Below are 8,946 nucleotides of genomic sequence, written 5' to 3' on the forward strand. Positions count from 1 at the left end.
CAATATAGCTAATCATTCTTTCCATTATATCAGCTATATGGTATACCAGCAATGCGGTTACGGCAAGATGCACGGCCGCCTATCCGGTAACCGACCCGAATAATGAAGCAATAAAGCGGATCCCGCTGTTGGAGACGGACTGCAAAAGGCCTGCTGTTCCGTCAGCAACCTTGTTCACCGTTGGTTCCCCGTTGTCCGACGATAGGCCGGGAAGCCGTTCATGGCGTCCGTTTTGCTCCGCGATTTTCCGGACTTCCTTCAATTCCTTCTCGAGCTCGGCGATTTTCCGGTCGGCTTCCGTGGATAATCCGCTGCTCTTCACGGTTGTTGATTCTTCATCGGAGGAAGCCAGATTATAGCGGTCTTCCTCCGAAATAACCGACGAAGAATTGTTTTTCTCGATCGGCCCGTATATACGCTCAATGCCTGACGAAGACATTTCGATGCCGTACAACACGATAAATACAAGCACGCCTCCAAGCAAAATCCATTTAAATGCGCCTTTCATCTCTCTCCAGCCCCTTTTAGCCAGGCGGGGCTGCCGCAGCAGCCTTCGCCCGAAGCTTGATTATTTTGAAGCAGATACTTTCTCTGCGTCCCAGTAAATATCCGCAATGACTTTTGCCAATACATCCGCCGTCCGGTAGCTCTCGGCCAAAGTGTTGTCCACGCCGCCAATTTCGATCAATACGCTGTCCTCGGCAAGCGACTGGTTGTACTCGCCGTTGCCCGTTGCCGTGGTCTTGCCCAAGATCCCTCTGGAAAGGCCGGGATATTGCTTCTCCAGAACGTCATGGATCTGGGTTGCGAATTCCGCGTTCTTTTTCCAGTTCGGATTCTTGTGTCCGATAATAAAATAAACCTGCGCGTAGCTTTTGCCGTTAATATCCACCGTAGTGGTTTTGCGTCTGCCCGAATCGCGGTGGATATCGAAGAAGAATTTCAATTTCTTGTTGCTTGCGATTGCTTCCTGCACGGTTTTCTTCGAGTATTTGTAGGAGTAGTTCCAATCGTAACCCGGCACCGTTGTCGGGTAATCCTCATCCGAATGCGTGGTGCCTACGCCCAGATCCTCAAGCTTCTCGGCGAGCCGCTCGCCTACCAGCGTAATATTTTTGGAAGCCGAGTTGGCATCCCCGTTCTTGTCCGCAATCTCCGGATACCAGGATTCCCGGCTATGCGAATGATAAATAAATACCACTTTGTCTTTCCCCGTTGTATGCGTTCCCGCATCATCCGGCGTTGGCGTTGATGTTGGTTTCTCCGTAGGAGTTGGCGTCGATGTTGGCGGCGGCGGAGTATCCGAAGGCTCGTTGCCCCCGCCCGTATTGTCCGGGCCATGGTCATCGCCATTGGCTGCCCCCGTATCATCGCCAGGTATCGGAATGTTGTCTTCCGGCCACACATTCGGCTGCGTTCCCACCCCGCCGCGTATCAGAAAGGAAGAATCCGCCCCCATGCCCGGAATCTCTCCGGCAATCAGGCTTCTTGGATCTCCCGGATTCACGTTTGTCATCAACCGGAGGATAAAGCTGCTGATCTGCGTGCCAGACAACTCCTCGCCCGATTTCGTGCTCTTAAATTGAGGCATCTCCATCTCTAGCATATCCCCAAAAAAACCGCTTGAAACAGAAGCCGCGAAACCGGACATGGAAGACACCGGTGCAGCGAGCGAATGCTGCTGGGCCATTCCCGCAATACCTATCGCAACAAAAAACAGCATGGAGCTTATCGACAACACCGCGAAGGTTCTTCCCGTTACAAGCAGCCGGCGAATGCGTTTGCTCCCGCGTGTCAGATCAAACAACATGATGGTTCTTTTCATTTCGAGCTCTACCTCCCGCTTCTTCGTTGCTCAACTGTTACTAATCTATGAGACAAGAAGGTTTGATAGAACCGAAAAGAAATAATAGATTAATGAATTTTGATAGATTAAGAGATTTCATCAAGCGTAAACGGCAGCCCGTCAAAATAGTCAAAAAAGCCCCTGAGGCTTTTGTGCCCCAAGGACTTTGATTAAATTCAATGCGTATAGGCAGCAACGTTATCGGTATCGACAGCCTCATGGAGCGAAGCGTTTAAGCCGCTTGCGATAATGTTGGCGATATCTTCGATAAACTCGTCGATTTCTTTAGGCGTCACAAGCAGATCATGGCCCACCGGATTAAGCACCTCTTTGACTAGCTGCAGTCGCTCGGCTTCGCCCATTTGGTTCATCAGACCAAATATTTGATCGTTATTGGCATTGTTCGCCGCCATATGGTCCCTCATCAGCTCAATTGTATGATTTACGATCGTGGAGGCGTACACCACCGTCGGAACGCCGATTGCAATAACCGGTATGCCCAGAATTTCCTGCGTAAGGCCTTTGCGTTTATTGCCGATGCCCGAACCCGGATGAATGCCGATATCCGCAATTTGAATCGTTGTATTCACGCGGTCCAGCGCTTTGGAAGCCAGCGCATCAATCGCAATAATGACGTCGGGATGCGTTTTTTCCACGATACCCTGGACAATCTCGCTGGATTCGATGCCGGTTATCCCGAGCACGCCCGGTGCTACAGCGCTAACCGCACGGTAACCCGGCGCAACCTGATCCGGCATCAGCTCGAAGAAGTGACGCGTAACCATCACATTTTCTACGACGAGCGGTCCCAGCGCATCCGGCGTTACATTCCAGTTGCCCAGCCCAACAATAAGCACCTTTGCCGTCTTGCCTATACCAATCCGCTCCAGGAACGTCTCGAAATGCTTGGCGAAATGCGTAGCGACGCGATCCTGCAACTCCGTATCCTGCTTGCGGAGGCCGGGTACCTCAATCGTGACGTAGCGGCCCAGCACTTTGCCGATCGCGCGGGAGCCTTGCTCATTCTGCACATGCAGATGAGTAATCGTGATGCCGTCATCTTCGGTTGTTTCCGAATGTATGCCCGGGATCGGGCCTCCCCCGCCAAGCTGCTCCGCGATTTCTTTTGCCTCAAGCGCCAGATCGGTGCGAATGTTGTATTGCTGCAAATCAAGTTCGGTCATTTAACCATTCTCCCTTCAAAGCCATACCATTCTCTCCAGCTTATTGTTCGCAAGGGAGACAATTTCATACTTTTGCCCGGTTGAGCAAAAATGGCAGGACAGGCTCGCTATTGCTTTTCATGAGAGTGCATGGTAATATATTTTAAGTTGTGTTACCTAGACTTACCGCGTACGCTTTTTGTTTGCTTACGCAAACTTTGTAGGAGGTGAAACTCGATGCCAAACATTAAATCCGCAATTAAACGCGTTAAAACGAGCGAAAAACGCCGCGCTTTGAACGCTTCCCAAAAATCCGCGCTTCGTACGGCTGTTAAATCTGCTGACCAAGCTATCGCTGGCACTGATGTAGAAGCAGCTAAAGCTGCTCTGGTCGCTGCAACGAAAAAATTGGACAAAGCGGTTACTAAAGGCCTGATTCATAAAAATGCGGCTTCCCGCAAAAAATCTCGTCTTGCTAAAAAGCTGAACGCTCTGTCGGCTCAAGCTTAATAAACCGCAAACAAATGAACGGCCTCGCTTATGCGAGGCCGTTTTTGATTTGTCATTATTCGTTTATCTGACGCCTTGTCCTTGCTGAACGCCAAGCGACAGCAGGAATAATTCCAATCCCAGCGTCTTATCGATAGCGCCCGTTTTCATTTTGTAATCCAGATCCGCTATATCGCTAAGCAGCGCGCCAAGCCGTGCTACTTTAAACTTTTGGCTTTTCTCGGCGGCAAGCTTAACCGCGTACGGATGAAGTCCAATCTGCCCCGCCATTTGCTGCGGAGAATACCGGTTCTGCTCAAGCTCCTTGATCTGAAGCATGATTCGCAGCTGCCTTGCGATTAACGCGGCAATCTTGATGGGCTCTTCCCTTCTGACGAGCAAAGCTCGGTACAGCTTCAGCGAACGGTCAACCTGCAGGCTTGCGATGGCATCCACCAGCGCAAATACATCCTCCTCAACGGTAGAGGCTGTCAGCAGTTCCGTCTCTTCAACGCCTATAACCCCGCCTTCACCGGCATGAAGGCATAGCTTGTCCACTTCGATCGCCAGCTGCTGCATATTCGCCCCGGTTCGCACGAGCAGAAGATCCGCCGCATCCGACGTCATCGTCCGTTTCTGTTCCTCCGCTCGTTTGACAACCCAGCGTCTCAGCTCCGCCGCATCAAGCTCCTGAAAAGCGATAAGCGCATCGCGGTCCTTCAGCATCTTCACCAGCTTGCGCCGCTCGTCCAGCTTTTCCGCGTTAATAATGAACAACATAACCGTTGTCTCCGACGGGATGTCCAAATAATGCTGCAGCCGGTCCGTCTTATGATCCAGCTTGCCGCCTTCTTTGCCTCCGGCAGCAAAAACAACCGAATCGCGTACAATAACGAGCTTACGCTCCACAAAGAAAGGCAGCGTCTCCGCTTCAAGCGCCGCTTCTTCAATCAGCGTCTCCGACGTATCGAACTTGACCACGCCAAGCTCACGCTCGTCCGACGTAAACATCGCTTCCGTTAACGTCTCCGTAAACTGGCCGATCCGGTACCGGTCTTTGCCGTATATCACGTAAGCGGGACGGAACTTCCCCGCTTTAATTTCCTTTAACGCCTCTTTTGCTTCCATGCTTCACCTCTCCCCGTCTCCCTTGCATGCATCTTACGGCATTCGCTGAACAGCAACAAAGGGATGGGCTTCTTAGGCCTCATCCCTTTGTCCCTGAACATCTATATAAACATCTGCAGACAGGCCCATGGTACCGCCCTGTAGATGGTCATACTTTTGGTCAAGGCTCACGTTGACTTTTCATTTGTATATCATACGCAAGTGAACGATAAAGTGTGCGAATATCAGCCGTAAAAATGTCTAGAATTAATGAGCTGCCTTCGATTCGGTTTTCGCTGCCAGGTCAATCGTGTAACGCTCCATGCCGCCGGATTCCAGCTGCACCTCATAGGTAATCTGCTTGCCGTCCTCCGACCATGCGAGCGTGGCAACCTTGCCGTTTCTGCGTATGGAATCATAAACGGCTTTCCCTGCATCGTCACCGTTCTTGTAAACATGGATCTGGTAACCAACTGCCTTGGCAATGTAGCTGCCGTCCGGAGAAGCGACCTCGAGCGGTGCAGGCGTAAACCCGGCTATCCCCTGATTCGGCTCACTGCCATCGCCGATGCCTTGGCTAGGTCCTTTGACGGTAGGAGCTTCCCCGGTCGAGGCTCCTTTGTTGCCCGATGCGGGCTCGTTGCTGCCGCCGGAGCTGTTCCCTTGATTATCCGTGGATCCGCCTGCTTCCGATTCGGATGCGGCTATCCCCAAGTCTTCTTCCGTCGTCACATGATAATCGTCGTTGCCCGCTGAATCAGCCGAGGATGCAGATTGATCCGGATCAATCGATTCCGTGTTGACGTGCGCTTTCCCGGTATCGTTGGCATTGTTGGCGTAAGGCTGAACCTCTTTAAACTGTCTTTGCACTTCAGCTGAACTGGCGGAAGTATCCGCAGCAGCCGTTTGCACCTTATCGGCATCAAAGCTATGCGATGACGACGGGAATAAACCCGCATTATAAGATACTAGGAATAATCCGGCTGCTACGCTCGCCGCAATAATTCCCGTTATCGCCCGGAAGCGCAGCTGATGCCGCTCTTTGGCACGGCGCGTGGTTTGCTGCGTTGGCGCAGGAACAGCCACCGGAGCAATCTCCACCGCAGCCGCCTCCGGCTGCCGGAATGGAACAATTTCTTCGAGCTGAGGTAAAATAGCGTCTACCAGACTGTACTTTGGCATGACATGAGGTAAATTGCCAAGCTCATCGGACAGTTTCTTCAGCCGCTCAAACATTGCTGCACAGTCCGGACAATGTCTCGTATGATTCATCAAGATCTCATATTCATGTTCATCCAAATCGCCGTCTAGCTGACGGTTCATGTATTCGATCACCTCTTGACAAGTCATCCCCGGACACCACCTTTCTGATAATCATGTAGTAAAGTTTGAAGCTGCTGCCTAGCTCGGAATAAGTAGGATTTGACCGTATTTAATGGCAGATCAAGCGAGTCAGCGATTTCGTTATAAGAGAAATCCTGCAAATACCGCAGTACAACTACTGCCCGGTGATGCTCCGGCAATTTATCGATTGCCTTGCGGATGTCTTGTACGGCGTAAGCCGACATAACCTCGTCCTCGACATTTTGTTTCTCCCGGAATACCATCTCATGCTCGTCTATCGATACGGTTGGCTTGCTTCTTCTAAACTTATCTATGCAAATATTCGTTACAATTCGTTGAATCCACGTTTTGAACTGGGCCTTCTCTTCGTAGGAGCCGATTTTTGTGTATATGCGGATTAACGCTTCCTGCGCCGCATCCATCGCATCCTGTTCATTATTCAATATATAATAGGCTGTCCGGTAAACATGGGTTTCAATCTCTCGCAACAGAGTTATTAAAGCATCCCGATCTCCTGACTGAGCGGCTCTAATAAGGCCAGGCTCTACCACGAAGGATCCCCCTCTCTTGCAACCTCTCTGACGAGCGGGTTGCATAAATTGTTGCACCTCTAAAATGAAAAACCTTTAATTTTTTAATTGAAAAAGTAGAAAACTCCAACCTAAAGGATAACAAAAAAATGGAACCCCGTATATAGGTAGTTCCTAGTGAGTTAGGTTGAAAGAAGCATTTTAGCAGGATACCCGATTAGGAATATAGGCACTTTCGCCAGCGTCTTCCTAATTCTTCCTGATCGTTTGTTCATATATTCCAGATAAACCCACTCTATAGCGGATTTCGCCATTCTGATCCGTCCGCAATGCCGTGACGCCGTGCTCCTCCAGACGCTTCAGCACATCCGGATGCGGATGACCGTAAGTGTTGGTTGCCCCGACGGAAATTGCCGCCTGAAGCGGCTTCCAATAGCGCAGCCATTCCTCCGAGGTTGAATATTTACTGCCGTGATGAGCAATTTTCAGGACATCGATCCGGCTTAGCTTTTTGGAGGATACGGTTGATGAGAGAGTAGTATTTTGATCCCGCATACGCGATAGTATAGCCGATTCGGCTGTGCTGCTAATATCCCCCGACAGAAGAAAGGTAGATTGATAGATTCTCATCCATAACACAACGCTGTCGTCGTTCTGATCCTCAATGACGCGAATTCCTTCCCCCGCAGCCGGCGGCCACAAGACGGTTAATTCCGTATCGGCATCCACCTTCCACTCCTTACCGATTTCCGCACGGTAAAGCGGGATCCCTTTGCGCAAGGCCGTGCGCATAATCGCTTCCGCGTCCTCGGCATTCTTTAAACTTCCGTTCCATGCAATGGCGCGTACGGGAATAGCGTCGAGCACCGCCTGCAAACCGCGGATATGGTCGCTGTCCAGGTGGGAAATGACAAGCAGATCAAGAGAATGAACCCCTCGCTTCATTAATAAGGGAACAACAACCTTGCTTCCCACCTCAAACGGATCGCTGCGCTGCTTCCATTCCTCGCCGGATTTGCGGAAGCTTAACGTTCCCCCGCCATCGATCAGAATCCTCTTGCCCTGCGGCGTACGAATAAAGATGGCATCCCCTTGTCCAACATCAAGAACATCAACATCGGCCGTACGCTTCAGCATATCCGGAAAATAGGCGTAGAACAATAAGGCCGCACCCGCTAACATGGCGAGACTTAATCCGGTTGACCGCCTCCTCCATATCGGGAGCTTCCGTTCCTCCAGGAGCTCCCAAATAGGAGCAGCATCCCGTTCCATGCCGGCTGACGCTTCTTGCAGGGGCATAGTCTCGTCCGTTTCCTTCTGAACAGCAGCAGGTGCAGCAGGCAGCTGTCTGCATAGAACGGCTAGAGCCAAATACAAGGCGGCAATCCACCATAACGGAGGCGTGGCCCAGATGGTACGGACGGCGTCCACTTCCCCAAGCCAGCCGACCAGAAGAAACGTCCAATCATTTGCGTATACGCTGACGGCTGCCAGCAGTTGACCGCCAAGCGGCCACAGCAGGCCAAAGACCAGCGCTACCGCCCCTATCGGCATTACGATAAAACTAATAAACGGCACCAGGATCAGATTAGCCGGAATCGACAGCAAGTGAAATTGATTAAAGTAATAGACCGTCAGCGGAAAAGATACCGCTTGCGCCACAACCGTCACGGCAAGCAGATCAAGCAGCGGTTTTCCTTTGCGCCAATCCGGCATCGCACGCCTAACCGGCGGTACAAACAGAATAAGCCCTGCCGTTACGGCAAAAGACAATTGGAAGCCTACATCCTGAATAAAGGAAGGATTCCAGATCAGCATCGCTACCGCCGCCGCTGCCAGCAGATGCAGGCCGTCCTTCAGCTTATCCATTCTGGCGGCTAGAAGCGCCAGCATCGTCATGAGCCCTGCCCTTACGACGGAAGGCGACGAGCCGGAGAGAAGCACATAAAACGGAACGGCCGCAATCAGGGTAAGCAGCAGCCGCTCCCGAGTCAAACGCAGCAGCCGCAAAACGGCCCCCAGCGCGTATACAAACACGGCCACGTGAAGCCCCGAAATGGCCAATATATGAGTCAGTCCCAGCCGTGAAAACTGCTGGAACTGCTCGGGGTCCAGGTCCTCGCGTATGCCTAGGACCAGCCCCTTCATGTACCCGGACTGGTCGGCCGGGTACAATCGGTCCATCCGCGCGCCAAGCCAGTCGCGCGCGGCATCCACGCGGCCGAGCACGGCGGCCGCGGTCCAGCCCGGGCCCGGCGCCGCCTGGACGGCGCCGATGCCCTTGACCTTGAGCAGCCAGTGGACATGCTGGCTGCTCTCCAGATAGCGGCGGTAATCAAAGCCGCCGCTATTGGAAACGCCGGCCGGCCGCGCAAGCTCGCCGGCGAGGCGCACGTTGTCGCCGCGGTGCCACGCGGCGGCGACCTGTTGGTGCGGCTGCTCGGCAAGCCGCACTTGAACAAGCAGG

The 8,946-nt window shown here is 52.3% G+C and carries 8 protein-coding genes; 1 reads left to right on the forward strand and 7 read right to left on the reverse strand.

The genetic code is table 11. The features are described 5' to 3' along the window. Window positions 1-79 precede the first annotated feature (79 nt). The 3 genes from PGL01S_RS20420 to gpr all read right to left on the reverse strand — a co-directional run bounded on the left by PGL01S_RS20420 (window position 80) and on the right by gpr (window position 3,030). A complete protein-coding gene (locus PGL01S_RS20420) occupies window positions 80-508 on the reverse strand; it encodes a DUF3679 domain-containing protein (RefSeq protein WP_127496422.1) in 429 nt (142 codons plus the stop codon). 60 nt (window positions 509-568) lie between these two features. Beyond that, window positions 569-1,825 (reverse strand): stage II sporulation protein P, encoded by a 1,257-nt coding sequence (locus tag PGL01S_RS20425; protein WP_127496423.1) that lies wholly within the window; start codon window positions 1,823-1,825, stop codon window positions 569-571. A 197-nt stretch (window positions 1,826-2,022) separates the two neighbouring features. Next, complete coding sequence (gene gpr, locus PGL01S_RS20430; protein ID WP_127496424.1) at window positions 2,023-3,030, reverse strand: GPR endopeptidase; 1,008 nt, start codon at window positions 3,028-3,030, stop codon at window positions 2,023-2,025. Window positions 3,031-3,246: 216 nt separating this feature from the next. Between gpr and rpsT the strand changes: the two genes are divergently transcribed. Beyond that, complete coding sequence (gene rpsT / locus PGL01S_RS20435; protein WP_127496425.1) at window positions 3,247-3,519, forward strand: 30S ribosomal protein S20; 273 nt, start codon at window positions 3,247-3,249, stop codon at window positions 3,517-3,519. Window positions 3,520-3,582: 63 nt separating this feature from the next. Here rpsT and holA read toward each other — a convergent pair whose 3' ends face one another. The 4 genes from holA to PGL01S_RS20455 all read right to left on the reverse strand — a co-directional run. Further along, window positions 3,583-4,626, reverse strand: a complete 1,044-nt coding sequence (gene holA, locus PGL01S_RS20440; protein WP_127496426.1) for a DNA polymerase III subunit delta — start codon at window positions 4,624-4,626, stop codon at window positions 3,583-3,585. Window positions 4,627-4,872: 246 nt separating this feature from the next. Then, entirely contained in the window at window positions 4,873-5,955 is a 1,083-nt protein-coding gene (locus PGL01S_RS20445) for a zf-HC2 domain-containing protein (RefSeq protein ID WP_127496427.1), read from the reverse strand. Further along, window positions 5,952-6,500, reverse strand: a complete 549-nt coding sequence (locus tag PGL01S_RS20450; protein WP_015843796.1) for an RNA polymerase sigma factor — start codon at window positions 6,498-6,500, stop codon at window positions 5,952-5,954. The genes PGL01S_RS20445 and PGL01S_RS20450 overlap by 4 nt, the downstream gene beginning before the upstream one ends. A gap of 228 nt (window positions 6,501-6,728) precedes the next feature. After that, window positions 6,729-8,946: DNA internalization-related competence protein ComEC/Rec2 (locus tag PGL01S_RS20455; RefSeq protein ID WP_164775530.1), on the reverse strand; the 2,218-nt coding region annotated here is incomplete at its 5' end.

The organism is Paenibacillus glycanilyticus NBRC 16618, from assembly GCF_004000805.1.
Taxonomy (GTDB): Bacteria; Bacillota; Bacilli; order Paenibacillales; family Paenibacillaceae; genus Pristimantibacillus; species Pristimantibacillus glycanilyticus.